This is a genomic window from Alkaliphilus pronyensis, assembly GCF_009017275.1.
Classification (GTDB): domain Bacteria; phylum Bacillota; class Clostridia; order Peptostreptococcales; family Natronincolaceae; genus Alkaliphilus_C; species Alkaliphilus_C pronyensis.
Window position 1 is genome coordinate 62284 of sequence record NZ_WBZC01000010.1, and the last position, 25327, is coordinate 87610.

At 34.3% G+C, this 25327-nt stretch carries 27 protein-coding genes, 1 other RNA gene and 1 other annotated feature (1 of these 29 cut by a window edge); of the genes, 26 read left to right on the plus strand and 2 right to left on the minus strand.

All coding sequences use genetic code 11. The features are described 5' to 3' along the window. Positions 1-157 (plus strand) — a binding site (T-box leader); it begins 52 nt to the left of the window's first position. A 57-nt stretch (positions 158-214) separates the two neighbouring features. The 5 genes from hisS (at position 215) to F8154_RS03040 (ending at position 5464) form a co-directional block, all read left to right on the plus strand. Continuing rightward, on the plus strand, positions 215-1474 hold the full coding sequence (gene hisS, locus F8154_RS03020) for a histidine--tRNA ligase (RefSeq protein WP_151860114.1): 1260 nt from the start codon (positions 215-217) through the stop codon (positions 1472-1474). A 31-nt stretch (positions 1475-1505) separates the two neighbouring features. Next, positions 1506-3275 carry an aspartate--tRNA ligase gene (gene aspS, locus F8154_RS03025; protein WP_151860115.1) on the plus strand — a complete coding sequence of 590 codons (1770 nt, stop codon included), beginning with the start codon at positions 1506-1508 and terminating at the stop codon, positions 3273-3275. A 62-nt stretch (positions 3276-3337) separates the two neighbouring features. Continuing rightward, a non-coding RNA gene (gene ssrS / locus F8154_RS03030) (6S RNA) lies at positions 3338-3517 on the plus strand. 330 nt (positions 3518-3847) lie between these two features. Then, entirely contained in the window at positions 3848-4612 is a 765-nt protein-coding gene (locus tag F8154_RS03035; RefSeq protein WP_151860116.1) for a tRNA threonylcarbamoyladenosine dehydratase, read from the plus strand. A gap of 417 nt (positions 4613-5029) precedes the next feature. Next, positions 5030-5464 carry a SoxR reducing system RseC family protein gene (locus tag F8154_RS03040; RefSeq protein WP_151860117.1) on the plus strand — a complete coding sequence of 145 codons (435 nt, stop codon included), beginning with the start codon at positions 5030-5032 and terminating at the stop codon, positions 5462-5464. Positions 5465-5471: 7 nt separating this feature from the next. Here the strand turns inward: F8154_RS03040 and F8154_RS03045 are convergent, their stop codons facing one another. Both F8154_RS03045 and F8154_RS03050 read right to left on the minus strand, forming a co-directional pair. Beyond that, positions 5472-5918, minus strand: a complete 447-nt coding sequence (locus F8154_RS03045) for a threonine/serine exporter family protein (RefSeq protein WP_151860118.1) — start codon at positions 5916-5918, stop codon at positions 5472-5474. Next, the gene (locus F8154_RS03050; RefSeq protein ID WP_151860119.1) at positions 5912-6706 is read right to left on the minus strand and encodes a threonine/serine exporter family protein; all 795 of its coding nucleotides are present in this window, start codon (positions 6704-6706) and stop codon (positions 5912-5914) included. Before F8154_RS03050 ends, F8154_RS03045 begins: the two co-directional genes overlap by 7 nt. Positions 6707-6897: 191 nt before the next feature. Here F8154_RS03050 and F8154_RS03055 point away from each other — a divergent pair, with 191 nt between their 5' ends. The 21 genes from F8154_RS03055 to F8154_RS03145 all read left to right on the plus strand — a co-directional run bounded on the left by F8154_RS03055 (position 6898) and on the right by F8154_RS03145 (position 25327). Beyond that, on the plus strand, positions 6898-8130 hold the full coding sequence (locus F8154_RS03055) for a serine hydroxymethyltransferase (RefSeq protein WP_151860120.1): 1233 nt from the start codon (positions 6898-6900) through the stop codon (positions 8128-8130). A 297-nt stretch (positions 8131-8427) separates the two neighbouring features. Then, a complete protein-coding gene (locus F8154_RS03060) occupies positions 8428-8853 on the plus strand; it encodes a DinB family protein (protein ID WP_151860121.1) in 426 nt (141 codons plus the stop codon). 151 nt (positions 8854-9004) lie between these two features. Next, the gene (locus tag F8154_RS03065) at positions 9005-9571 is read left to right on the plus strand and encodes a GNAT family N-acetyltransferase (protein ID WP_151860122.1); all 567 of its coding nucleotides are present in this window, start codon (positions 9005-9007) and stop codon (positions 9569-9571) included. Positions 9572-9830: 259 nt separating this feature from the next. Beyond that, entirely contained in the window at positions 9831-10307 is a 477-nt protein-coding gene (locus F8154_RS03070; protein WP_192930134.1) for a CPBP family intramembrane glutamic endopeptidase, read from the plus strand. A 27-nt stretch (positions 10308-10334) separates the two neighbouring features. Next, the gene (locus F8154_RS15590; protein WP_330577823.1) at positions 10335-10511 is read left to right on the plus strand and encodes a hypothetical protein; all 177 of its coding nucleotides are present in this window, start codon (positions 10335-10337) and stop codon (positions 10509-10511) included. Further along, on the plus strand, positions 10508-10858 hold the full coding sequence (locus F8154_RS03075) for a GNAT family N-acetyltransferase (RefSeq protein ID WP_330577824.1): 351 nt from the start codon (positions 10508-10510) through the stop codon (positions 10856-10858). Before F8154_RS15590 ends, F8154_RS03075 begins: the two co-directional genes overlap by 4 nt. A 312-nt stretch (positions 10859-11170) precedes the next feature. Continuing rightward, positions 11171-11803, plus strand: coding sequence for a hypothetical protein (locus F8154_RS03080; RefSeq protein ID WP_243141146.1), 633 nt, complete (start codon positions 11171-11173; stop codon positions 11801-11803). A 119-nt stretch (positions 11804-11922) separates the two neighbouring features. Continuing rightward, a complete protein-coding gene (locus F8154_RS15005) occupies positions 11923-12075 on the plus strand; it encodes a hypothetical protein (RefSeq protein WP_192930135.1) in 153 nt (50 codons plus the stop codon). A gap of 70 nt (positions 12076-12145) precedes the next feature. Beyond that, positions 12146-13060, plus strand: a complete 915-nt coding sequence (locus F8154_RS03085) for an alpha/beta hydrolase (protein WP_151860124.1) — start codon at positions 12146-12148, stop codon at positions 13058-13060. A 160-nt stretch (positions 13061-13220) separates the two neighbouring features. Continuing rightward, entirely contained in the window at positions 13221-13718 is a 498-nt protein-coding gene (locus tag F8154_RS03090) for a hypothetical protein (protein WP_151860125.1), read from the plus strand. Between the two features lie 94 nt (positions 13719-13812). Continuing rightward, positions 13813-14268, plus strand: a complete 456-nt coding sequence (locus tag F8154_RS03095) for a VOC family protein (protein ID WP_151860126.1) — start codon at positions 13813-13815, stop codon at positions 14266-14268. A gap of 159 nt (positions 14269-14427) precedes the next feature. Then, the gene (locus F8154_RS03100) at positions 14428-15192 is read left to right on the plus strand and encodes a GNAT family N-acetyltransferase (protein ID WP_151860127.1); all 765 of its coding nucleotides are present in this window, start codon (positions 14428-14430) and stop codon (positions 15190-15192) included. Positions 15193-15339: 147 nt separating this feature from the next. After that, positions 15340-15891, plus strand: coding sequence for a GNAT family N-acetyltransferase (locus tag F8154_RS03105; protein ID WP_151860128.1), 552 nt, complete (start codon positions 15340-15342; stop codon positions 15889-15891). 257 nt (positions 15892-16148) lie between these two features. Next, positions 16149-16775, plus strand: a complete 627-nt coding sequence (locus F8154_RS03110) for a histidine phosphatase family protein (protein ID WP_151860129.1) — start codon at positions 16149-16151, stop codon at positions 16773-16775. A 40-nt stretch (positions 16776-16815) separates the two neighbouring features. Then, a complete protein-coding gene (locus F8154_RS03115; protein ID WP_151860130.1) occupies positions 16816-18219 on the plus strand; it encodes a sigma-54 interaction domain-containing protein in 1404 nt (467 codons plus the stop codon). Positions 18220-18553: 334 nt separating this feature from the next. Next, complete coding sequence (gene ord / locus F8154_RS03120) at positions 18554-19600, plus strand: 2,4-diaminopentanoate dehydrogenase (RefSeq protein ID WP_151860131.1); 1047 nt, start codon at positions 18554-18556, stop codon at positions 19598-19600. 9 nt (positions 19601-19609) lie between these two features. Further along, a complete protein-coding gene (ortA, locus tag F8154_RS03125; protein WP_151860132.1) occupies positions 19610-19918 on the plus strand; it encodes a 2-amino-4-oxopentanoate thiolase subunit OrtA in 309 nt (102 codons plus the stop codon). Then, positions 19911-21329 (plus strand): 2-amino-4-oxopentanoate thiolase subunit OrtB, encoded by a 1419-nt coding sequence (ortB, locus tag F8154_RS03130; protein WP_151860133.1) that lies wholly within the window; start codon positions 19911-19913, stop codon positions 21327-21329. The genes ortA and ortB overlap by 8 nt, the downstream gene beginning before the upstream one ends. Before the next feature lie 50 nt (positions 21330-21379). Then, a complete protein-coding gene (locus F8154_RS03135) occupies positions 21380-21757 on the plus strand; it encodes an ornithine aminomutase subunit alpha (RefSeq protein WP_151860134.1) in 378 nt (125 codons plus the stop codon). Further along, the gene (oraE, locus tag F8154_RS03140; RefSeq protein ID WP_151860135.1) at positions 21757-23973 is read left to right on the plus strand and encodes a D-ornithine 4,5-aminomutase subunit OraE; all 2217 of its coding nucleotides are present in this window, start codon (positions 21757-21759) and stop codon (positions 23971-23973) included. Before F8154_RS03135 ends, oraE begins: the two co-directional genes overlap by 1 nt. Beyond that, positions 23963-25327: a GlmL-related ornithine degradation protein gene (locus tag F8154_RS03145; protein ID WP_151860136.1), complete on the plus strand. Its 1365-nt coding sequence runs from the start codon at positions 23963-23965 to the stop codon at positions 25325-25327. The genes oraE and F8154_RS03145 overlap by 11 nt, the downstream gene beginning before the upstream one ends.

Genomic DNA, 25327 nt, shown 5'->3' on the forward strand with positions numbered 1-25327 from the left:
GAATGGTGGAAGCTCGACACAGTTATACAGCTTGAAGGACACCTTTGAGTAGAGCTCTGAAGCTAGTAGGAGTTTACGTGAACCTGCGTTAAAGGTTAAAGTGGGATTATATCCAATCAGGGTGGTACCGCGGGAAATTATAACTCTCGTCCCTTTATGGGAACGGGGTTTTTTGCTTTTTTGCAATTTATTTAATTGAATGGAGGTAGTAATAATGAAAATTAGCACTTTGACAGTTAAGGGCACCTTTGATATTTTACCAAATGATATGACATTAAGGGAATGGATGAAAAATACCGTAACTGACATCTATAAGCAGGGAGGATTCCAGCAAATAGAAACTCCTTCAATAGAAAATCTTGAATTACTTACTAAAAGTGAAGGGGGCGAAAATCTAAATCTACTCTTCAAGATACTTAAAAGAGGAGAAAAGCTGGATTTAAGTAAGGACAACTTAACAGAAGATCAACTCTGTGATTTGGGTTTAAGATTCGATTTGACGTTACCATTAAGTCGCTTTTATACAAATAATCGAGGAGAGCTACCTAACCCCTTTAAGGCTATACAAATAGGGTGGGTTTGGAGGGCAGAAAGACCTCAAAAAGGCAGGTTTAGACAATTTACCCAGTGCGATATAGATATTATTGGTGAAAAGACTGAAATAGCAGAAATAGATCTTATAACTACAACGGCTAAAGCACTAAAGGCATTATCCTTCAAAGATTTTACAGTGAAAATAAATGATAGAAGGATAATAAAGGGAGTAATAATGTCTGTGGGCTTTGAAGAAAAGGAAATAGAATCCATATGTATTACACTAGATAAAATGGATAAGATAGGGGAAAATGGTGTCAAAAAAGAGCTACTATCTAAAGGGTATGAAGAGGCAAAGGTGAATCAGCTGATAAAAGCACTTGTTGAGCTTAAAGCCCTAGATAAAGAAGCTTTGTTAAAGCTTAATGTCGATGAAGAGGTAATAGAATCCCTAAAACAGGTTATAGATGTAGTTAATAAGCAGTCAAGGGGTGAGTACAGCATCGAATTTGATATTACTTTAATAAGAGGGATGGGCTACTATACAGGACAAATCTTTGAAGTGGTAAGTAATGAGTTTGGCAGCTCAATAGCTGGTGGTGGAAGATATGATAAAATGATTGGGAGATTTCAAAAGGAAGATGTTCCTGCAGTAGGCTTTTCAATTGGGTTTGAAAGGATTTTTACTATTCTTAAGGAAAGAAATTTTGAAATACCAACAAACAGTACTAAAATTGCATTAATATATAGCTGTAATGAAGACGTAAATTCAGTATTTAACTGGGCTAATAAACTTAGGGAAGAAGGTAATATTGTAAGTGTATTTCCTAAGAATAAGAAGTTTTCTAAACAGCTAAGCAATCTTAAAAAGCAGGATTTCAAATATTTTGGTGTCTATAGCAAGGGTGAAGAAGAAAAGCTACAATTATTAGAAGATTAATAGCTTTTATCCATCAAAGGGAGGTATTAAAATGACAGAGAAGCTTAAACGAAGTCACATGTGTGGTACTTTAACTGGAGGAAATGTTGACAGTACAGTTACATTAATGGGATGGGTTCAAAAAAGAAGAGATTTAGGAGGACTTATCTTTGTAGACTTAAGGGATAGAACAGGTATTATGCAGATAGTTTTTGATAAAGACATATCTGAAGAAGCCTTTAAGAGGGCTGAGGAGCTTGGGTCTGAGTATGTAATAGCTATAAGAGGTAAAGTATATGTTAGACAATCAATAAACCCAAATATCCCAACCGGTGAAATAGAAGTTTTTGCAGAGTGCTTAGAGATACTGAATAAGTCTGAAACTCCACCTATTTATATTAAGGATGATGATGATGTCTCAGAAAATCTTAGATTAAAGTATAGGTATCTTGACTTAAGAAAACCATCAATGCAAAAAAACCTTATGATACGCCATGAAACAACCAACGCTGTTAGAAGCTTTTTAGCAGAAGAGGGATTTATAGAAATGGAAACTCCAGTTTTATCTAAAACCACCCCTGAGGGTGCCAGGGACTATCTAGTGCCAAGTAGAGTGAATCCAGGTAAGTTCTATGCTCTACCTCAATCACCACAGCTTTTTAAGCAATTACTTATGGTATCAGGAATGGATAGATATTTCCAAATAGTAAAGTGCTTTAGAGATGAGGATTTAAGAGCTGACAGACAGCCAGAGTTCACACAAATAGACTGTGAAATGTCTTTTGTCGATGTAGAGGATGTTATAGAGGTTAATGAGAGATTATTAAAAAAGGTGTTTAAGGATGTTTTAAATATCGATTTACAGCTGCCACTACAGCAAATAACCTATAAAGAAGCAATGGAGAGATTTGGATCAGATAAACCAGATTTAAGATTTGGATTTGAGCTGTTTGATGTTTCTGCAGCTGTTAAGGACTCACAGTTTAAGGTATTTAGCTCAACTGTAGAAAAAGGTGGTTCTGTAAGGGGTATTAATGCTAGTGGTTACGGAGATAGCTTTAGCCGTAAGGACATTACTTCCCTAGAGGAGTTTGCAAAAACCTATGGAGCTAAGGGATTGGCTTGGATAAAGGTTACTGAAGAGGGAGTAACATCGCCAATAGCTAAGTTTTTAAGTGAAGAAGAATTGAATGAAATTCTTAAGATTGGGAAGGCTAAAAAGGGAGATTTATTGCTATTTGTTGCAGATGAAAACAACGTAGTGTTTGATTCACTAGGGCATTTAAGAGTGGAAATAGCAAAAAGGCTTGAAATACTTAATAAAGATGAATACAAGGCTCTGTGGGTAACTGAGTTTCCACTGCTTGAATACGACCAAGAGGAAAACAGGTATTTTGCCAAGCATCATCCATTTACCTCACCAATGGATCAAGATATACCATTGCTAGACACTAACCCAGAACTGGTAAGAGCAAAAGCATATGATGTTGTAATTAATGGTTATGAGATTGGTGGTGGAAGCATAAGAATACATTCCTCTCAGCTACAGGAAAAAGTGTTTGAGGTTCTTGGCTTCAGTAAGGAAGAAGCATGGGATAAGTTTGGGTTCCTGTTGGATGCCTTTAAATATGGTACCCCACCCCACGGTGGTATTGCTTTAGGATTAGATAGATTAGTAATGCTTTTGGTAAAGGAAGATAACATAAGACAAGTAATTGCCTTTCCTAAAACCCAAAACGCCACCTGTCCATTGACTAATGCACCATCAGAGGCAGATGCTGAACAATTGGAAGAACTAAGCATAGATATCAAAGTAGAGTAAATCACACAATTTCCAATAATTTAAATTGATTATATACAGTGATTATGTTATTATAAATATAAGAAATCCTGCTGTGTGCGTTTATTCGATCTCGTTTTGAGCCAACATTTCGACATTGGGAATCTGGGTTTGTTGGTGGATGAAAAGCCTCCAATAGAGAGGACTTCAAAAGTCAGTAACAGGATACCCACCTGCTAGAGGCAGGTTTCAAAACAATCGATATACGGCATGGCGGGACACTAGCATTAAGTTTTAGCTTCCTTGTTAATAAGGAAGCTATAATTGATTAAAAGCCCTATTTTCTTATTACTTTAAAATCCTAGCACTCTTTTGTAACTTAGAGGCACCTTCTAGCCTCCCAAGTATACGCTGCAATCGCTAGTTTTTTTTTGTGCAACGAAAATATAACTTTTTGAGTAGTCTACCATTATGAAGACTTTGTCTATAATTTAGATATTATAAAGAAAACCTAGTTTAGACGGAGTTTTTACTCCACCTGAACTTTAGTTTCGCGTACTTTTATGCTAAAATTAAGTAATATTAGCTTTAGTCAACAGTTAAGGAGGATTATTATGGCATTACATGGGTTTTCAAGAAGTGAGCTTCTATTGGGAACAGATGGATTAGATAAGTTAGCCAAAAGCAAAGTAGCTATTTTTGGAGTTGGTGGTGTAGGTACATTTGCAGTAGAAGCCTTAGCTCGTTCAGCGGTGGGTAGCTTTGTACTGGTGGATGATGATGATATATGCTTAACAAATTTAAACAGACAAATTCATGCTACGATAAAAACTATTGGAAAACCCAAGGTTGAAGCTATGAAGGAAAGAATTTTAGATATTAATCCTAAGGCTGAAGTTATTACCTTTAAAAAGCTATACAATAGTGAAAGTGCAGATACACTTTTATCAAGTGATTATGACTATGTTATTGATGCAATTGATATGGTAAGTGCAAAGCTTGACCTAATAGAAAGATGTAAAAACCAATTAAATATCCCCATTATAAGTAGTATGGGGGCAGGAAACAAGCTTGATCCATCACTTTTCGAGGTAACAGACATATATAGCACCAGTATTTGTCCGTTGGCTAAGGTAATGAGAAAGGAATTAAAAAAGAGAGGGGTTAAGGAGTTAAAGGTAGTATATTCAAAGGAAGAGCCTATAAAACCTCTCAAACTAAATAGTGACTGTAAAGTAGATTGTATATGCCCCAACAAAGATAGAACTTGTACAGTAAGACACCAAATACCCGGTAGCGTATCTTTTGTACCCTCAGCTGTAGGTTTAATTATTGCTTCTGTTGTGGTTAGAGATTTATTGGGTATATATATAAAATGAAAAATGAAAAATTAAAAGTGAAAAGTGAAAAATTAAGACAAAAAAAATTAAAAATTAAAAACACAAACCAAGTTGAAAATTGAAAATGGAAAGCTACAAAAGCAAGTAATAAGGAATAGGTAATAAGGAATAAGTAAAGATCAAAACCATAAAACAAGATCAACAATAAAAATTAAGAATTAAGAGTGAAAAATTAAGAGATAAGAGATAAGAGTTAAGAGTTAAAAGCCATAAAAGAAAATGGAAAATTGAAAATGGAAAATGGAAAATGGAAAATTGAAAACAAGAAGACATAATTAAAAATTAAAAGTTAAGAGTTAAAAGTGAAAAATTAATAGTTAAAAGACAAAACAATAGTATTGAGTAAAAGGATAAAATCTAAAGACCACTACAAGTTGATTTTAAGGAGGGAATGCAATGAGACAATGTGGAAGGGTTACTGAGGTTAATGGTAATATGGCTAGGGTTGTAATGGAAAGGCACGCCAGCTGTGAAAATTGTACAGCATGCAGAATGGGAAGTGAAGAATCGAAGCTAGAAATAGAGGCTATAAATGATGCCAATGCTCAAAAAGGTCAATGGGTATCGGTAGACATGGAGCATCAAGACGTTTTAACTGCCGCACTAATTGTATATGTTATTCCATTAATTGCATTAGTTTCTGGCATCATTATTGGTACATTCCTTATTCCAGACAGTTTACAGTATAAGGATATTGCATCTGCAGCAGTAGGATTTTTATTCTTGGCAATTAGCTTTTTAATGATTAAGGGTAATGAAAAGAATATAAAAGGTAGTAGAAAATACATGCCAGTAATAACAGCCGCCTTTGATGAGAGGCAAGATGTATAAAGAAAACCTATTTAATTTTAATAGGTTGCTTTTTTTTTCTATAGGAATTTAAGGTTAAAACTATAGTTAATGCTCCTGCAATAGAAATAGAGATTAAAAGGGCTTCACTGCCATACTGAGCAGCTTTAGTATAGTTTTTTTCTAATATTGAAAGCATAGTAAAGTATATCCCAAAGCCTGGAACTAAAGGGACTATGCCAGGAATTATAAAAACAGTTATAGGCTTTTTATTTGTAATTGCAAAAATTTCACCTATCAGTGCTATAAAAAATGATGCTATGAAGGTGGCTAACACTATATTATCTGATTTAAAATTTATAAAGCTATAAAGTAACCAGCCCACAGCTCCACCAAAGCCCGCCTTAAGTAAAGCAGATTTAGGTGTATTAAATAGAATTGCAAAGCCTATAGTAGCTACATATGCAAATATAAAGTTTTGAATATAGGTTACCATGGAAGAATACCTCCCTTTAAGAAAATCCATCCTTGTAATATAAAGCCTACACCAAAGGCTATTGAAATAGCTATTAACAATGCCTCGGCACCTCTTGCTAAGCCAGAAACTAAATCACCAGCAATAGAGTCTCTAATGGCATTTGTCATTGCTACACCAGGTACCATAACCATTATTGCCCCAATAATTACTTTGTCTAAGTTTACACTGGCATGTAAGCTACTTAAAACTATTGCAGAAAAGGCTGCAAGACCTCCGCCAGCTATGTTAGTTATAAACAGGTTAAAGTCTGCTTGCTTTAGCTTGTGAATTGAATAAGTAACCAATATGCTAGTAAATAAAGCAGCAAAAAACTCTAATACATTTGCCCCTAAAAGAAGAGAGAAGCAGCCACTAGCTAACCCTCCAAAAACAGCCTGTAATGTAATGGAATAGGGCAAGGTAGTATCTATAGCTTTTAGTACAGCCATAGCTTCATCTATAGGCATTCTTGACTCAACAAATCTTCTTGAAAAGTCATTGACCTCAGCAACCTTATTTAAGTTTATAACACGCTTATTTATTCTTTTTACATATGTAATCATATCATTAAGATCTTCTCCATCTGTATCAACTGAAATAAAAATTCCAGTTAAGGTTACGTAGGACTCAACGTATGGGAAGTCTCTTGATCTACATATTCGATTAATTGTATCTTCAACCCTATAGGTCTCAGCACCATTTTTCAGCATGATTTCTGCAGCATATATTGCCATTACTAATAGCTTTTTTTGATTTACCTTGCTCATTTTATATCACCTCTAAAATATTTATATTATACCAAATATATAGATATTATAATAGCAGCTATTGAAAATCTTTGTTAAAAGTAGAAAATTAGCAAATAATATATATTAATAATTTATAACTTGTAATATTATAAGAAAAAATCTATAATAATGTTATGCCTAAAAAAGATAAGCCGAAGGGAGAAGTGGTTATGAACTTTGAAAATTTGAAAAAAGCTGACCCTGAAATTTACCAAGTAATTCAGAAGGAAACGAAAAGGCAGCAGGGAAATATTGAACTAATTGCTTCCGAAAACTTTGTTACAATGGAAGTAATGGAGGCAATGGGAAGCCAATTAACTAATAAGTATGCTGAAGGTTATCCAGGAAAACGTTACTACGGTGGCTGTGAAGAGGTTGATGTAGCAGAAGACCTTGCACGAGATCGTTTAAAAAAGCTTTTCAATGCAGATCATGCTAATGTACAGCCCCATTCGGGTGCTAATGCAAATTTAGGAGTGTATTTTGCAATATTAAAGCCCGGTGACACCGTTTTGGGTATGAACTTATCCCATGGAGGACACTTAACCCATGGAAGCCCTGTAAATATATCAGGTACATATTACAAGTTCGTAGATTATGGAGTTGATAAAGAAACACAGGTTATTGATTACGAAGAAGTACGAAGAATAGCAAAAGAAGTCAAACCTAAGCTAATTGTAGCTGGAGCTAGTGCTTATTCAAGAATTATAGATTTTAAGAAGTTCCGTGAAATAGCAGATGAGGTTGGAGCATATCTAATGGTTGACATGGCTCATATAGCTGGTCTAGTAGCTGCTGACCTACACCCAAACCCTTGTGAAGATGCTGACTTTGTTACAACAACAACCCATAAGACATTAAGAGGGCCAAGGGGTGGAGCAATTCTATGCAAAGAAAAGTATGCTAAAATGATTGATAAGGCAATTTTCCCAGGTCTACAGGGAGGCCCATTAATGCATGTAATTGCCGCTAAGGCAGTTGCCTTTAAAGAAGCTCTAAGTCCAGAATTTAAAGAGTATCAGCAACAGGTTATAAAAAATGCTAAGAGACTAGGTGAAGAGCTTGTTAAAAGAGGCTTTAATTTAGTATCTGGTGGTACAGATAATCATCTTTTATTAATTGATTTAAGAAACAAAAACATCACTGGAAAAGACGCAGAAAAGCTACTTGATAAGGTTGGTGTAACTGTAAATAAAAACACAATTCCTTTTGATCCACAAAGTCCATTTGTAACCAGTGGTATTAGAATAGGTACACCTGCCGTAACAACTAGAGGAATGAAGGAAGCTGATATGGCAACAATTGCAGAGGTTATGGCAACCATTATAGACAATCCAGAAAAAGAAAAGCAAGCCTCTGAAATGGTTAAAGAGCTTTGCAGTAAATTCAAACTATATGAATAGAATTAAGTAAGCTTTTAAATATTTTGTTAATAATAACCCTCAACTTTTATTAAGTTGAGGGTTATTATTTATCTAAATATTAAACAAATATAGAAAATATGTTATCATTTGTAAACAATAGAAGGATATATTTATCATGTGTAGAAATAAAAATATATATAATTTACGTTTCTCTAACAATATCAATATGGTATTAATAATTAAAAATTTTCTAGTTGTAGTTATACTATACAAAACAGTATAATTATAGCTTTTTTTAATAGTAAATATAATAAAGAAACTCAAAGGGGAAGTTATATGAGAATTATAGTTAAACATTTACATAATGCTTTTAACCTAACAATTGATTTAGTGCACGCTATTACCACAGATGATTTAAAATTACAGCTTATGGATTTGCCTTCAAACACTATCGGAGAGCAACTATGGTGCATTATAGGAGCTAGAGAAAGTTACTTAAAAGCAATAATTAACGAAGGTTGGATGGGCTTTTCATGTTCACTTGATGATACAACATCTAAAAATGAAGTTTTAAAATGCCTTAAAAATAGTGCTGATGATAGCTTAGCTTATTTGAACAATGCTGAATTAAATGAAAAACAGACAGATTTATTGCTAGCTTTACTAGAGCATGAGATTCAGCACCATGGACAGCTTATTAGATATTTCTATGGGAATAAACTTACCTTTCCTAAAAGTTGGACTGAGAGATATACTGTTTAATCTACAATTTAATATTTTAATAAAAGGATTATTAAAACAGTATACCTTTTTTGCTTATTATTGCTTAATAGGCATATAGTTGAAGCTTTGTTTATAATAAAATAACTATGAAGATATATAGTACATATTTGATTTATAAGGGGAGATTGCAATGATAAATAAATGTTTTATACCATTTCCAAAACTAGAAACTGAGAGATTATTACTAAGAGAAGTTGAAAGCACAGATGTAAATCAAGTATTTAATATACTAAGTGATCCAAAAGTAGCTGAATACGAATATTTTTATCCAGTAAAGACAAAAGAGGAAGCTAACAAGTTCATAACCAGATATAAAGCAGAATTAAAAGATAAAGAGGAGATTACGTGGGGAACTATAGTAAAAGAGACTGATGAACTAGTTGGAATGTGTTGCATTGGAGATTTCAATGAAGGAGCAAGAAGATGTGTAATTGGTTATCAAATTAAGCAAATAGAGTGGGGAAAAGGTTATGCTACTGAAGCAGTTGCAGCTATAATCGACTATGGGTTTAACGTTATGAACATTAATAGAATTGAAGCTGCTATAACACCAGGTAATGATGCTTCTGTAAGAGTATTAGAGAAGCTGAACTTTGTAAAAGAGGGACTACTTAGAGAGAGGGATTTGATGAAAGGAAAATTAGAGGATGGAATAATTATGTCTATGCTTAAAAGAGAGTATAAAATAGTTAAGTGAAGGAGTACCTTTTAATTAATAATAGTAGTATTATTCTACTGTTTTTACAATTATTTAAAGCTTCAAAGAAGGAGAGATTTGATTGCAGGGTTTAGCAATATTAGCTATTACTTATTTAACTTTTATGCTTATACTTAATTATAAGGTGTTTCATTTTATTTCAAGGTATAACAAGGGATTTAGTAACAAATTAAAGAAGTACAATACGTATATATGGCTTGGTATTATCTTAGTAATTACTATTATTAACCTGAGTTCCTTGAATATAAGGCCACCAAAACGAACATTAACTCTATTAGAAATGCTTTTTATACTTTTAGCATTAATTCCATTTATGATTGAATCTGGATACAAGCCACAAAAAAATTTAAAGGAAATGATAAATTTTTGTTTTGTTTTTCCCATTGGAGAGGAGTTGCTTTTTAGAGGAATCATTCTGTCATTGGCTACTTACCTAGTTGGGAGTAGTGGTATCTATGTACCTATACCCATAATTAAGGGGGTTTCCTTGCAGGTGTTTTTATCTGCTATATGCTTTGGCATAACTCATTTTCAATATTTTAGATTTAAATATGATAACACAATTATAAAAAAGGTATTGTTTGCTTTTGTGTTTGGGCTATTTGCAGGAATTGTTGTAGAGATAACTGAATCAATATTATATGCGGTGATGTTTCATATTATTGCAAATAGTGGAGCAGCCATCTATTACATAATTAGCAACAACAATAAATAGTACTATTTATGTGATTGGAGGAAGATAATGAACAGATTAAAGTTAGTATTACCAACTATTGAGTATAAAGAAAAACTTATGGATTATAAAAGAGAATTTATTAATAGTGGAGATAGTATGGATGGGACTGCTGGGTTAAGAAATGCTAAACTTTTGAAGAATGGTATAGTGCATTCAAAGATAACTCGAAAGAAGAAACTGTGAGAGAAGGGCTGGTTCCTGCAACTACTTATTTAGCTATTTCTACTGACGATAGCCGTTTAGTTGGCATGCTGGATATAAGACATCGATTAAATGATTATTTAATTAATTTTGGTGGGCATATAGGATATAGTGTTAGGAAAACAGAAAGGAATCAAGGGTATGCAACTGAAATGTTAGCTTTAGGATTATTGCAATGCAAAAAACTAGGTATAAAGAGAGTTTTAATTACTTGTAATAAAAACAACATTGCATCTGCAAAAACTATACTAAAAAATGGTGCTATGCTAGAAAATGAAGTGACTGAAGGAAATAATATTACACAAAGATATTGGATAACTTTAGATTAATTATATTTTCAATAAATATTGCATAATACTTCATTTTTCATCATTAGTGTAGCTCAGGGAGTAAATGGTTCAGAGTTAGGGAAGTAGTAGACCTGGAAATGTTAAATGGCAGGATAAAGAAGTTATGCATAAGCATATTAAGAAGATATATCAAAGGGTTTTAAGTATTTGTGTTACAGTCTTATTAGTTATACTTGGTATTATTACACTAAATGTTAAAGAACTGCGCTATATATAGCATTGCTCTCTGTAGAAGTTTTGTTTATTTCTATGGCTTAATTACTACTAATTCTGTGTTTGAGGAGGATTATATTGAAAATAAAATTACATAAATACTTGGTAATTATTATTGTTTGCTTTGTTGCTAATGTAGGTTGTAGCTATAAAGATGTAGATAACAAAACAATCGCTTACATTTCTTCAAATGTAGGCTCTGAGTATGAAAACACATTTAAAGACTTAAACCTAGGTGTATTATTTGACTTTAATTTTAAGCTAAATGTAGCCGATAAAAGCTGGGTCAACATATGGGTAGAAGGCTATAGTAACGGAAAAGCTGTTACACCGTTACCTATTACACAGCTTTCTTATGGCTTAAGCCCAAATCAAGTAGAAGAAGGAAAAATGGGATTTGGAATAATAAACTCTAATAGTAATGAACCTTTATTGTTTTTATACTCCACAGGTGTTAGCGTACTGCCACATACTGTAGATAACTACTTTTTGGATAACTCAGGTATTTATACCTGGGACTATGCAATTGGAAGTGAAACTGTTGGAATAGAGTATGGTGAAGAAATAGTTTTGGCAGTATACAGACAAGGGAAAGATTCAATAAGGGTGGCATACAACTATCAAGACTCAGAGTCTTTAAAACAAATGATAGAAGAAGACAGCACCGTGCTGTTACTTAAGCTTAAAATTAGAGAGGCAGACGAATCATAAGATTATATTTAATTACTATATGATTTAAAAATATAGCAAATTACAAACAAGGTGTTAAATGCTTTTGTTTTTGAGCTATTTGCAGGAAATGTTGTAGAGATTACTGAATCAATTCTGGTATGAAGCATCATCATTTAACATTTAAAAACACCCTTAAAATTAAAGAAATTGGAGTGGAAAAATGGCTTTCTCAACAAGAAGCAGAGCATATTTGCAAATGTGGGGGAAAGAAATTATGGTTTTCTACAAAATGCAATAATAAAGAGTGTTAAAATATGTAAGTATTGTAAAAAATGGTTTTCCTTATTATTAACTGCTTTTATTATGTAGGAGGATGAAATAATGTATAGTAATAATAACTTATGGAAAGAGCTACAATGCCTATTACCAGAAAAAAACAGAATAAGTGAGGCTATTAAGCCTAAAGAAAGGTACATAGAAGCTGAGGGAATAGAAATACACATTGATGAATATGATAGCAACTCTCAAACTACCATTGTTGTTTTTCATGGAGTAGGAGGAAATGGACGCCTTATGTCTTTTTGTGCAGTACCATTAGTAGAGGCTGGATACAATGTTATTTGTCCTGACTTACCTGGCTATGGATTTACTAAATACAGAAGAGGTATAACATATGATGATTGGATAAAGGTTGGAAATAAAATAGTTGAAAATCAGCTGTCAAAGGGAAAAAATGTATTTATTTTTGGGTTAAGTGCTGGAGGAATGTTAGCCTATAATGTTGCTTGTAACCATGATAGTCTTAAAGGATTAATTTTTACTAATGTATTAGATAATCGTGAAGAGGAAGTAAGACTGTACTCTGCTAAAAACAAGTTTCAAGCTGCACATGGATTGAGGCTTCTAAGTATGCTGCCACAGTTTATGAGAACAATTAAAGTTCCAATTAAAATGGTAACAAACATGGAGGCGATTGTTAACAATAACGAGATGTTAGAGTTGCTATTGAAGGACAAGCATGGAGCTGGAAGCAGTGTTAGTTTAAATTTTCTATTGTCAATGATGAACAGTACCCCAATTGTTGAGCCAGAAGATTTCAATAAGGTACCTGTTCTAATGGTTCATCCTGGAAATGATTTGTGGACACCAATAAGAATAAGTGAACTTTTTTTTGATAAAATTGCTGCCCCCAAAAGCAAAGTTATTTTAGAGAATGCAGGACATTTTCCAATTGAAGAGCCTGGTTTAACACAAATGGAAAATGCAATTAAAGATTTCTTAAGAAAATACATTTAGTAATAAATATGAGAAATAAAAACTAAAGGTAATCATATTATTAGGAAGCTTTACACTGCATACTGCATCAAATATAATAAAGAAGAGTACTGAGGAGTTAAGCTGATTAAAGAATATAGAAAAAACAAGTAGAGTAAAATGAATTACTGGGAGTGGTAAGATGAAGTATTACTTTTTCTTAATCTTCTTCTCAATTACATTATTTTTTTTAGGTGGATGTACATCAACAAATAATGAAGAAATAATTATTGAAGCAGGAACATATGAGTTTAGTTATGTAGAAGTGATTTCTGGAGAAGAAAATACTTATACTAAAAAAGTGGAATCCTCTTCACTGGAAATCATCCTTAACGATTGGATATCAGATTTAGTTAAAAACAATGTTAGTTATGGCAATAACCCAGTGGGTAAAAACATACTTAAGGATTTAGAGGTAAGAGATGCTTATTTTAAAGGAAATACACTTATAATTGTGTTAAGTGAATCGTTTTTATATTTTAATGAGGGTTATACTCACCCAGTATATTTTATAAATGGTCTTAAAAGAATTTTATCACAAGTCACTGATGTAACAGAGTTCTCTATTGAAGTACCTGGATATAAGGAAGATATTATTCACCCAGATGGGTTAAGCATAAAGAACATATACTTAATGTGATGTAAAAACCAAATGGGGAGATTGTTAAAAGAGAATTAAGAAAGAACTAAAAGTGGTATATTTTTTTATTATAATTAAAGAGAGGTGCTATAAAGTGAACAGATTAAATATTGTAACCTTAGGAACAAAGGACATAGTTAAAGCCTATGAATTTTATAAAAAACTAGGCTTTGATACTTCTATAAGAGGGGAAGAAGCAAATCCTGATATTATCTTTTTTAAAAATGAAGGCACAAAAATTGCCCTATTTCCATTAGAAGAACTAGCTAAAGATGTAAATAAGGAAAATCCCCCTAGTATTAGTAACGGGTTTAGTTTTCCTGGATTTACCTTGGCATACAACGGAAAATCCAATAAAGAAGTTGATGAAATAATGAGTATGGCAGAGTCGGCAGGTGCTAAAATCGTTAAAAAACCCCAAAAAACTGACTGGGGTGGTTATAGTGGGTATTTTACAGACCTTGACGGCTATTATTGGGAAGTTGCTTATGGTGAATGCTGGGAATTCGATGACTCAAATATGTTAATAGTTAAGGATGAAGAAAAGTAGTAATTAAGAAGCTATTTTACGACTAAAGAAATCACTAGCAGACTCATATCTTGAGCAAATGAAGGTTGATAGAGATACATTAAGGGATTATTTATATGTAATTAAGGCTGCTAGACTAGGGGAATGTGGTTAGAATAGGAAAAAGGAGAAACACCTATTATGATAGAAACTAGACTTGCAAGAAAAGAAGATATTAAAGAGCTTTCAATCTTCATATCAAGAATGAATAGAAATGAGGAAAATCATATAGGTTTTTGTGGAACTGACAGTAAAGAGATAGAAAATTCACTAGTTGAAGATATAACAGATATACCTTTCACAGAAAGTTTTATAATTGCCATTAATGATGATAAAATTATTGGAGCGTTAGGATTCGATGCAGATATAGAAAGCAACAATGTTGAAATATGGGGTCCATTTATTGAGAAATCAAAATGGGATACTGTATTAGATTTATGGAGCAAGATGCTAGAATTAATTCCAAATGAAATAGAAATAATGAGCATGTTCATTAATAAAGAGAATAAAAACTGTATAGAGCTAGTAAACAGTTTGCAGTTTAAAAGAGAAAGTGATCAGACAATATTATTTTTTGAACGTAGTTTTACTCATAAGTTAGAAAATATACCTATAATTGAGCTTTCTGCTGACTATCATAAACAAATGGAGATCTTACATGATAACACATTTTCAAATGCATATTATAGCGGTAGCAAAATAATTGAAAGACTTAACAGTTATAGAAAAGTATTTGTAGATATTGAAAAAGCAAGTTTAACAGGTTATGTCTATGTTGAAGTTAATCCGAGATTTGGAGAAGGAAGCATAGAATTTTTTGCTGTAGATAAATCAAAGAGAGGTAAAGGTATCGGAGTTAAACTATTAACTATGGCATTAAAATGGATATTTCTTTTAATACAGTAAGTGAAATTACACTATGTGTTAATTCAGAAAATGAACAAGCGCTTAATCTATATAAGAGAGTTGGTTTTAAGGAAAAACATCAGTTAATCTATTACACTAAAAGGTGTTAATTTGACACTTTAATTTGTTCTATTGAGGGGGATAAGTATGGAAAATATAATATATCGTAATCTTACCATAGAGGAATGTGTTAGAATTAAAGAAATGAATCCTTATCAGTATATTAATAGAGCTTGGAGAGAGGTGGATGGGAAGCGCCAATTAGTAGAAATAGACTATCATGATACTGACTGGCCAAATGGTTATGAACATCATTACAATGATTTGAAGCAAACTATTATGGAGGGTGGTATAGCAATAGGAGCCTTTAATGATAATAAATTAATAAGTTTTATTACATTAAATTCAACCACGTTTGGATGCAGGTATAAGCATGTACTATTAGACCAGCTATTTGTGTCTCTTGATTCCAGAGGTAAAGGAATAGGAAAGAAGCTCTTTATGCTTTCAGTAGAGGAAGCAAAAAAATGGAAGATAGATAAGCTTTATATATGTGCAGGTTCAGCTGAAGAAACTATTGCCTTTTACTTTGCATTAGGCTGTAAAGAAGCAGAAGAAATCAACAAAGAGCTGTATGAAAGTGATCCTAGAGATCTCCAGTTAGATTTTGAAATAAATAAAGCGATAAACATGAATTAACTAATTATCTCAGCGGCGTTACTAACACTCCCGCTTCTTAAGAGGGAGATAAGTGCCGCCAAGCTTCGAAATAAGTGCAACTAAAGTTCAGGTGGAGTTAAAACTCCATCTGAACTAAGTTTTCTTTATAAGCAGTAAATCAGCATGAAATAATTGGGTAGAATGGGTGACTTTTAACCAATATCTAAATTGTATGGCATCAACTACTTATAGCATTACATATTTGTACTTATAATTAGTGAGAATAGGGGGATTTTATGACTGTATTATACTTAACAAGACACGGACAAACAGAATGGAACCTTGAAGGAAGATTTCAAGGACAAAAGGATTCAAAGCTAACAGAATTAGGAGAACAACAGGCGATTTTGCTTGGAGAGCGATTAGATGATGTTGAACTTGATATTATTATCTCTAGCTCAAGCGGTAGAGCCTATAGGACAGCTGAGTTAATAAAGGGCAGAAAAAACATAGAAATATTAGCTAATGATCAATTAAAGGAAATGAATATAGGCGATTGGGAGGGTCAAATTATTAAGGAGATAGAAGAGCATTCACCAGATGAGTACCATTGCTTCTGGAATAGACCAGATTTATTTAAGCCCTGTGGTGGTGAAACATTTGGGCAGCTTTATGAAAGAGTTACGCAAGAAATAGAAAAGATTATCAAAATATATAAGGGGAAAAAAGTTCTTGTGGTTACCCATGGAGTAGTATTAAGGACCCTAATCACTTATTTTGAAAACAAAGATATTAAAGACCTATGGAATGGAACCTACATGAACTCAACCTGTTTAAATATAATTGAAATTAATAATAATGAGAGAAGGTTCATTTTGCAGGGAGATATATCCCATTGGGAGAATATAGTTAGCTGTAGCTAATACTTAGTTTACTACTACATTGCATCGGGAGGTGAATGCCATGAAATCTAAAAAAATGATAATGGCTATACTGCAAAAAATTTTGCAGTCAATAGATGAAGGAGTTCATGTTCTTGATAATGATGGAAAAACCATACTATATAATGATGCAATGGCAGACCTCGAGGGTATGGATAGGAAGGATGTAATGGATAAAAGCCTATTGGAGGTTTTTACCAGCCTCAATCAGGAGACGAGCACTTTATTAAAGGTTTTAAAAACAGAGAAACCAATATATAATCAAAGTCAAACATACCTAAATAATCAAGGAAAAAAAATTACTACTATTAATACGACAATACCTCTTTATTATATGAATGAAAAAATTGGGGCTTTAGAAATAGCAAAAAATATTACCAAAATACAGATCTTATCAGAGGAAATAATAAGACTTCAACAGCAGTTAATTCCAAATAAAAGTACTAAGGGGAAAGAAATTCAAAAATACACCTTTGAAGATTTGAAGGGTAGAAGTCAGGTTTTTCTCGATGCTGTAAAAATTGCTAGAAGAGCTGCAAACACATCATCCTCAGTTTTGTTATACGGTGAAACAGGAACAGGTAAGGAGCTTTTTGCCCAAAGTATACATTATCAAAGCACTAGAAAGCATAAGCCCTTTGTGGCCCAGAACTGTGCTGCTCTGCCAGAGAGCTTGTTGGAGGGCATTCTATTTGGTACTACAAAGGGAAGTTTTACAGGTGCGATTGATAGACCAGGCCTGTTTGAACAGGCAAATGGCGGTACAATACTTTTAGACGAGATTAACTCAATGGGCTTACTGCTTCAAGCCAAGCTATTAAGAGTATTGCAAGAGGGCTATGTAAGAAGAATAGGTGGCTTAAAGGAAATACCTATAGATGTTCGTATTATTGCTACTACAAATGAAGAGCCAATGGAAATAATCGAAAAAGGCAAGTTACGCAAGGATTTATATTATAGAATTAATGTTGTTAATATATTTATTCCACCCTTAAGAGATAGAAGGGAAGATATAGTTCTTTTAACAGAATTTTTTATAAATAAATTTAACAATAAACTAGATAAGGATGTTTGGATGCTTACAGAGGCTATGCAAAAACACTTTCTAAAATATAAATGGCCAGGTAATGTAAGGGAGCTAGAGAATTTAATTGAAGGTGCCATGAACATAATCCACGATGAGCATATTTTAAAGGAGGAGCATTTTCCCCATTACATTTTTGACGAAATTAATGTTTGTGAAGGTTTAACTAACGATTTTACTAATATAGAAGCAATGGGACTTAATGATGTATTACAAGCTGTAGAACGAAAGCTTATTGAGGCTAATCTTAAAAAGTTCAATGGTAATATAAGTAAAGCAGCCAATAGCTTAAATATAAAAAGGCAAACACTTCAGCATAAATTAAAAAAATACCAGATATAACGCAAATATATTTGCATATTAAAGCAAATATATTTGCGTTTTTGCTTGTATTTTGCTTATCTATTATACATTAGGCGTATATTCATATCATATCTATTGAAAAATAATACTTATCCCAGCGGCGTTACTAACACTCCCGCTTCTTAAGCAATAGATAAGTGCCGCCAAGCTAGAAAGTAAGTGAAACTTAGCTATTTTTATTAATACTATTTATTTTTAAAAAACTAATTATAAAGAAAACTCTGAATAATAATTCAAAATATATATTATTTTGGCAAGATACTTGCAATAGTAATAAAAGAAATAATATCAATAAGTATTGGAGGAATATTAGATGAAAAATGTAAAGGTTTCAATCTGGGGCTTTGGTGCTATGGGAAGTGGTATGGCTAAAATGCTATTGAAGAAAAAGGGTGTAGAAATAGTAGGGGTATGTGATAGAAACAAGGCTAGAGTAGGAAAAAGCATGTATGAAGTACTAGGAATAGAAAGAGAAGATAGACCAGAGGTAATAATTAATCCTAATATTGAAGAGGTATTAACAGAGGGAAGCTGTGATGTATGTCTTTGTGCAACTGACTCCTTTACTAAAAGTGCATTTCCACGACTTAAACTGGCATTAGAGAAAAAGGTTAATGTAATTTCTACTGCTGAAGAAATGGCATATCCTCAAGCTCAAAATCCTGATTTAGCAGCAGAATTAGATAGAATTGCAAAGGAGAATGGCGTTTCAATTCTTGGTACAGGCATTAACCCTGGATTAATAATGGATTTATTAGTTGTTTGTCTAACAGGGTGTATGGTAGATGTAGAACACATAGAAGCTAAAAGGGTAAACAGCTTATCACCATTTGGACCTGCAGTTATGGAGGAGCAAGGTGTAGGTATAACTGTAGATGAATTTAATAAGGGTGTAGAGGAAGGCACCTTAGCTGGACACGTAGGGTTTGCTGAATCAATAGGAATGATTGCTGATGCAATTGGCTGGAAGGTCGATAAGTTTCAACAGCAAATGAAGCCGATTGTTACAACTGTTGACAGAAAATCCCCCTATGGATTTGCTGCTGCAGGGAATGTAGCCGGAGTTAACATGACAGCACAAGGCTGGGTTGACGGTGAAGTTAAACTAGATATGATACATCCACAGCAAATTGAGCCTGAAATGGAAGGTACAGAAACTGGTGATTATATTGTAATAAAGGGTACTCCCTCTATCAACATGGCAAACAAGCCAGAGGTTGAAGGTGGACTTGGTACTATAGCTATGTGTGTTAATATGATTCCTCATGTTATAAATGCCTCTCCTGGTTTAAAAACCATGTTAGATTTGCCAGTACCAAGGGCAATAATGGGAGATATGAGAGATTTAATACAAAGGTAGGGATGTACAATGAATGCTAAGAAGGGAACATGGGTACGAATCCACGATATTGTTTTAACAGCAGAAGAAAGATCTCCTAACATACCTGATGATACCAAGAAAGTACCCCTAGAAATGTGGACAAAGGGCTTTATTCTTCAAGATGCATCAATTGGAGATATTGTTGAAGTTAAAACTATTACAGGAAGAAAAGTTAAAGGAAGGCTAGTGGAAATTAACCCATATTATAGCCACAATTTCGGAGAATTCGTGCCAGAGCTGTTGGAAATAGGGCTCCAGTTAAAGACCTTACTGTGGGAAGGTGATAAAAATGAGTAAAAATAGTTATGAAGCAGTAATGTCAAGGAAAAGTGAAATAATGAAAAAGGCTGTCGGAATTGACTTTAGTAAATTTGAACATGGTAAAATTTCCTTTGATTATGAAAGAATGATGAGGGAAACAGGCTATTCGTTAGTTGAAATGCAAAAAATTCAAGGGGAGGCAGGAGTCGGAAACACTCCCCTATTGGAGTTAAAGAACCTTACTGCATTAGCAAGAAAGCTTGCTCCTAAAGGTAAAGGTGCCAGAATTTTTATTAAGGATGAGGCCTCCAACCCTTCTGGTAGCTTTAAGGCGCGAAGGGCAGCAAATGCTGTATACCATGCAAAAAAATTAGGTTATAGGGGTGTAATTGCTGCTACTAGTGGTAACTATGGTGCTGCAGTAGCCAGTCAAGCAGCAATACATGGTTTAAAGTGTATTATTGTTCAAGAATGCTATGACAGCTCCTTAAAGGGTCAGCCAGAAATCATTGAAAAGGCTAGAAAATGTGAAGCCTACGGTGCAGAGGTAGTACAATTAACAGTTGGCCCAGAATTATTCTATACATTCCTTAAGCTTCTTGAGGATACTGGATATTTTAACGCTTCGTTGTATACTCCATTCGGAATAGCTGGAGTTGAAACGTTGGGTTATGAGCTAGCCACTCAGTTCAGAGAATATGTTGGTAAAGACCCAGACGTAGTTGTTTGTACAAATGCAGGAGGCGGTAACTTAACGGGAACAGCTAGAGGTTTAATAAAGGCAGGTGCAGAAGAGGCTCAAGTTGTGGGGGCTAGTGTTAATCTTCATGGCTTACATATGGCAAGCGATGAACAATTTAATAAAAAATCCTTTACAACTGGTCACACAGGGTTTGGAATACCCTTCACAACATGGCCAGATCGTTCAGATGTTCCCCGTTCAGCAGCAAGACCATTAAGGTATATGGATAGATACCTTTTGGTTAATCAAGGAGAAGTATTCTACATGACAGAAGCTTTAGCACAGCTGGAAGGCTTAGAAAGAGGTCCTGCTGGTAACACTTCCCTAGCAGCTGCCTTTAGCATAGCACAGGAGCTTGAGGAGGATAAAATCATTGTTTCTCAAGAAACTGAGTATACGGGAGCAGGTAAGCATATTCAGCCACAGTTATCCTTTGCTAAGGAAAACGGCATAGAGGTTAAGCTTGGTGATCCGAAGGATGAGATTCCAGGTAAAAATATTATATTACCTAAGCATCCTAAGCTAATTAAAGCAAAGGATTTAGACTTAAATAATATTAGGAAATCCTATATAAAAAATTGCTTATCAGTCACTAAGGCAGAAGAGCTAAGCAAAGAGGACATAGAGTTTCTAGCTATAGAAACTAAAACTAATGTAGAGTATGTACAAAAGACTATAGACGAAATTAAATGTAAAAAACTATAGTTATAGCACTTAAATAGTGATTTAAATAATGTTATAGGAGGAGGTACATTATGAAGGGCAGCTTTAAAAGAGATGACGATTATAATGAAAGAAGAAAGCATCTAGCTAATCTTTCTGATGAGGAGTTAAAGCAAAGGTTTTGGGACTTGGCGGAAAAGGCTGTAGAACCTTTGTTAGAGTTAGCTAGAACCCATACAACACCCTCTGTTGAGCGTTCTATTCTTTTAAGAATGGGTTTCTCAAGCTTAGAGGCTAAGCCTTTAGTTGAAGGAGCTATAGATAGAGGCTTAATTAGCAAAGGTGTAGGTCATGTTGTATATAGAATATCTAAAGAAAAGAATATCCCCCTTAGACAAGCTGGCTTAGAAATGCTTGAAGGTAAGCATTGGGAAGATGCTGTAGCAATCTTTAGAGGAGGGAATCAGTAATGAAAAAGGTAGATATAAATGAAAAAATGGATATTAGGGAAATACTAAGTGATTTAGAGAACTATAGACCTAAAAGAAGAGGCTGGACATGGAGAAAGAAGGTAGATAACCTTACAGAAGGTCCACATACCTATTCTGATTGCTCTGAGCCATTAAAAAATTCAATAGGTATTCCTGCTGCTGTTAGATATTTTGAAAACCTAGACCCACAGCCACAAGAAACAATTACTACAGAAATAGCTTCAGGTAGATTCGAAGATGATATTCGTCGTATGCGTATGGCTGCGTGGCATGGTGCAGATCATGTAATGGTTATTAGAACTGCTGGACAATCCCATTATGATGGACTTATTGAAGGCTCTCCTCAAGGTATTGGAGGTATCCCTGTTACGAGAAAGCAGGTGAGGGCCCAGAGAAAAGCATTGGACTTTATTGAAGAAGAAGTTGGTAGACCAATAAATTATCATTCCTATGTTTCAGGGGTTGCGGGACCTGATATTGCGGCTATGTTTGCAGAAGAAGGGGTCAATGGTGCCCATCAAGATCCACAATATAATGTTTTGTATAGAAATATTAACATGGTCAGATCCTTTGTTGATGCAGCTGAGTCTAAAAAGGTAATGGCATGGGCAAATATGGCACAAATTGACGGGGCCCATAATGCAAATGCTACAGCTAGAGATGCCTGGAAGGTTATGCCTGAGCTTATGGTTCAGCACGGAATTAACTCTATTTTTTCCCATAAGGTTGGTATGAAAAAAGAAGATATTTGTCTTTCTACTGTACCACCATCAGCTGCTCCAGTACCCTGTACTAAGTATGATTTACCCTATGCAGTAGCATTAAGAGAGCTTTTCTCTGAGTACAAGATGAGGGCCCAACAAAATACTAAATATATTACATCCTCCTCAAGAGAAGCTACAGTAACCCATGTTATGAATATGATGATCTCTAAGCTTACAAGTGCTGACATACAATCTACAATTACTCCAGATGAAGGAAGAAATGTACCGTGGCATATCTATAACATTGAAGCATGTGATACTGCAAAGCAAACTCTAGTTGGTTTAGATGGACTATTGGAAATGGTTGAGCTAAAAAAAGAAGGCTATTTACCAGATAAGGTTAGAGAGCTAAAGGAAAGGGCTGTTCTATATCTTGAGGAGCTTCTTGAGGTTGGAGGTTATTTTGAGGCAGTAGAAAAAGGATTTTTTGTTGACTCTGGAATGTATCCAGAAAGAAATGGCGATGGTATTGTAAGAAAAATAGATGCTGGAATCGGAGCAGGAAAGGTGTTTGAAAGAGATGAAGATTATATGGCACCAGTAACTGCCCACTACGGATATAATAATGTTGCTCAATATGATGAGTCTGCTGCGGATAACCCTTCAAAGCTAATTGATGGCTCAACACTAGAAAAACCAGAGAAGATAATTTATATAGATGAGTTAGACGAAAACGATAATGTCCAAAATCGTATGGCTGAATCAGAAAAGTATAGAAATACAAACCTTATTAAGCCTGAAGTAGAATGGCTGGCCGATGGAACTGTTCAACTAGAATTATTCCTACCAACAAGCAGAAGAGTTGCTGAATTTGCAGCTATAGAATTTGCTAAGAAAATGAATTTAGTAGACCCTGAAGTAATACACTCTGAAGTATTGCATCCATCTGAGGGAACAAGAGTTCAGATTAAAGGCAAGGTAGAATTTGATCTTGATATTTCAACCCTAAGTATTCCTGAAGAGCCTGAAGTTATGGGGGATGAAGAGCTTTGGGAGGAAATAGAAAGAAAACCTCTAAAGGTGGTGGCTGCAACCGTTGGTGAAGATGAGCATTCTGTTGGACTTCGTGAAGTAATAGACATAAAGCATGGTGGAATTGAAAAATGGGGTATAGAAGTAGAATATCTAGGAACCTCTTGTCCAATAGAAAAGCTAGTAGATGCTGCTATAGAATTGAAGGCAGACGCTATACTTGCATCTACTATAATAAGTCATGATGACGTACACTATAAAAACATGAAAAAGATTCATGAATATGCTATAGAAAAGGGTGTAAGAGAAAAGCTTATTATTGCTTGCGGAGGTACTCAAGTAACACCTGAAATTGCAGTGCAACAGGGTATAGATGCAGGGTTTGGAAAAACAGCTAAGGGCGTACACGTTGCTACATTTTTAGTTAAGAAAAGAAGGGAACTAGAAAATGAAAATTAATGTACTGGTGGCTGAAATAGGCAGTACAACAACTGTTGTTAATGGTTTTCAAGATATTTTTACCTCCTGCCCTAAGTTTATAGGGCAGGGTCAAGCTCCTACATCTGTAGCTGAAGGTGATGTAAATATAGGCTTAAAGGCAGCTGTAGATGATTTAACTAAAAGGCTTGGGGTTACAAGTATAAAGTATGATGAAATGCTTGCAACCAGCAGTGCAGCCGGTGGCCTAAAAATGACTGTTCATGGATTAGTTCATGATATGACTGTAAGGGCTGCTAAGGAGGCTGCCCTTGGTGCAGGGGCCATAATCCATCAAATAACAGCTGGAAGGATAAAAAGAACTGACATAAAAAGGCTTAAGGAAATTCAACCTAATATTATTTTAATAGCAGGTGGAGTAGATTACGGTGAGAGGGATACTGCAATATACAATGCTGAAAGAATTGCAGAATTAGATTTAAATGCTCCAGTTATATATGCAGGTAATATTGAAAATCAAGAAGAAATAAAGGAAATATTTGCAGAAAAAGCAGTTAAGCTATATTGTGTAGAAAACGTGTATCCTAAAATTGATCAGCTAAATATTGAACCCACAAGAAAAGTTATTCAAGATGTTTTTGAAGAGCATATTATTCACGCACCAGGTATGTTAAAGGTTAGAGAAATGGTTAATGGACCTATAATTCCTACACCTGGAGCAGTAATGGAGGCTTCTAAGCTTTTGATGGAGGAAATTGGGGGTCTAATAACCTTTGATGTAGGTGGTGCAACTACAGATCTACATTCGGTAACTGAAGGTAGTGAGGAGATAAATAGGATTCTAATAAGTCCAGAGCCCGTTGCAAAAAGGACTGTTGAAGGAGATCTAGGGGTTTATGTAAATATGGAGAATATAGTTGATAGGATTGGAAAAGATCTATTAGGTAAAAAGCTTTCTAAAGACATAGACCTTCTTATAAAGGAGCATACACCTATTCCTAAAACCCCTCAGCAAATTGAGTTTGTAGAGGCTTTAACACAGGAGGCAGTGTTAACAGCTTTAGAACGACACGCAGGGAAGCTTAGATTTTTATATGGGGCAGGGGGAAAAACTAAGGTTGCAGAAGGTAAAGATTTATCCAGCGTAAAGTATATTATTGGAACAGGTGGTGCCTTAACAAGACTACCAAAGGGCAAGGCTATTTTAAGTAGTATTAAAGAAAAAAGCCTAATAAATATGCTTTATCCAAATAATGAGGCCACTGTATTAATAGACAACAACTATATTATGGCTTCTTTAGGGGTATTGTCAAAGCCACACCCAGAGGCTGCACTTTATCTGTTAAGGGAAAGTCTGAGAATAGATGAGGAGTGA

What these genes read in the sequence shown, in the direction of transcription:
- hisS (WP_151860114.1), top strand. Translation starts at nt 215, where the DNA reads ATGAAAATTAGCACTTTGACAGTTAAGGGCACCTTTGATATTTTACCA.
- aspS (WP_151860115.1), top strand. Translation starts at nt 1,506, where the DNA reads ATGACAGAGAAGCTTAAACGAAGTCACATGTGTGGTACTTTAACTGGA.
- F8154_RS03035 (WP_151860116.1), top strand. Translation starts at nt 3,848, where the DNA reads ATGGCATTACATGGGTTTTCAAGAAGTGAGCTTCTATTGGGAACAGAT.
- F8154_RS03040 (WP_151860117.1), top strand. Translation starts at nt 5,030, where the DNA reads ATGAGACAATGTGGAAGGGTTACTGAGGTTAATGGTAATATGGCTAGG.
- F8154_RS03045 (WP_151860118.1), bottom strand. Translation starts at nt 5,918, where the DNA reads ATGGTAACCTATATTCAAAACTTTATATTTGCATATGTAGCTACTATA.
- F8154_RS03050 (WP_151860119.1), bottom strand. Translation starts at nt 6,706, where the DNA reads ATGAGCAAGGTAAATCAAAAAAAGCTATTAGTAATGGCAATATATGCT.
- F8154_RS03055 (WP_151860120.1), top strand. Translation starts at nt 6,898, where the DNA reads ATGAACTTTGAAAATTTGAAAAAAGCTGACCCTGAAATTTACCAAGTA.
- F8154_RS03060 (WP_151860121.1), top strand. Translation starts at nt 8,428, where the DNA reads ATGAGAATTATAGTTAAACATTTACATAATGCTTTTAACCTAACAATT.
- F8154_RS03065 (WP_151860122.1), top strand. Translation starts at nt 9,005, where the DNA reads ATGATAAATAAATGTTTTATACCATTTCCAAAACTAGAAACTGAGAGA.
- F8154_RS15590 (WP_330577823.1), top strand. Translation starts at nt 10,335, where the DNA reads ATGAACAGATTAAAGTTAGTATTACCAACTATTGAGTATAAAGAAAAA.
- F8154_RS15005 (WP_192930135.1), top strand. Translation starts at nt 11,923, where the DNA reads ATGAAGCATCATCATTTAACATTTAAAAACACCCTTAAAATTAAAGAA.
- F8154_RS03085 (WP_151860124.1), top strand. Translation starts at nt 12,146, where the DNA reads ATGTATAGTAATAATAACTTATGGAAAGAGCTACAATGCCTATTACCA.
- F8154_RS03090 (WP_151860125.1), top strand. Translation starts at nt 13,221, where the DNA reads ATGAAGTATTACTTTTTCTTAATCTTCTTCTCAATTACATTATTTTTT.
- F8154_RS03100 (WP_151860127.1), top strand. Translation starts at nt 14,428, where the DNA reads ATGATAGAAACTAGACTTGCAAGAAAAGAAGATATTAAAGAGCTTTCA.
- F8154_RS03105 (WP_151860128.1), top strand. Translation starts at nt 15,340, where the DNA reads ATGGAAAATATAATATATCGTAATCTTACCATAGAGGAATGTGTTAGA.
- F8154_RS03110 (WP_151860129.1), top strand. Translation starts at nt 16,149, where the DNA reads ATGACTGTATTATACTTAACAAGACACGGACAAACAGAATGGAACCTT.
- F8154_RS03115 (WP_151860130.1), top strand. Translation starts at nt 16,816, where the DNA reads ATGAAATCTAAAAAAATGATAATGGCTATACTGCAAAAAATTTTGCAG.
- ord (WP_151860131.1), top strand. Translation starts at nt 18,554, where the DNA reads ATGAAAAATGTAAAGGTTTCAATCTGGGGCTTTGGTGCTATGGGAAGT.
- ortA (WP_151860132.1), top strand. Translation starts at nt 19,610, where the DNA reads ATGAATGCTAAGAAGGGAACATGGGTACGAATCCACGATATTGTTTTA.
- ortB (WP_151860133.1), top strand. Translation starts at nt 19,911, where the DNA reads ATGAGTAAAAATAGTTATGAAGCAGTAATGTCAAGGAAAAGTGAAATA.
- F8154_RS03135 (WP_151860134.1), top strand. Translation starts at nt 21,380, where the DNA reads ATGAAGGGCAGCTTTAAAAGAGATGACGATTATAATGAAAGAAGAAAG.
- oraE (WP_151860135.1), top strand. Translation starts at nt 21,757, where the DNA reads ATGAAAAAGGTAGATATAAATGAAAAAATGGATATTAGGGAAATACTA.
- F8154_RS03145 (WP_151860136.1), top strand. Translation starts at nt 23,963, where the DNA reads ATGAAAATTAATGTACTGGTGGCTGAAATAGGCAGTACAACAACTGTT.